The organism is Thermococcus sp. M36, assembly GCF_012027355.1.
Lineage (GTDB): Archaea > Methanobacteriota_B > Thermococci > Thermococcales > Thermococcaceae > Thermococcus.
In genome coordinates this window covers 1-392 of the sequence record NZ_SNUH01000344.1, presented here as the reverse complement: position 1 = coordinate 392, position 392 = coordinate 1, and the positions used below count along the sequence as shown (strand labels likewise).

Below are 392 nucleotides of genomic sequence, written 5' to 3'. Positions count from 1 at the left end.
AAGCAAGCATAAAAGGCATCAACGCAGAAGGAGCAAAAAGCTATCAACCCGTGTAGATTTAACCCCAATGGTAGACTTAGGCTTTCTGCTCATTACCTTTTTCATTTTCACCACAACTTTAAGTGAGCATAAAACAATGGGGATGGTTTTACCCAATGATAAACCTGTGAAAGAACCGCCATTAGCCGGAAAAAGCAAAGTGCTCAACTTAATTTTAAAAGATGATAAAAATATAATCTGTTATAACGGAGATGATTTAACAAACCCTTTTTCCGCCACCTACAACGCAGAAAGTTTAAGAGCCATTTTAATAAAGAAAAAGCAAGCTGTTGCTGCTAAATTCGGCGATGGCAATGAAACCATTATTCTTATAAAACCTACGTCCAACAGCA

The 392-nt window shown here is 37.2% G+C and carries 1 protein-coding gene; it reads left to right on the top strand.

Translation table 11 applies throughout. From position 1 onward, the window contains the following. Nucleotides 1-67: 67 nt before the first annotated feature. On the top strand, nt 68-392 hold a 325-nt coding region (locus E3E36_RS14160), incomplete at its 3' end, for a biopolymer transporter ExbD (protein WP_240911874.1).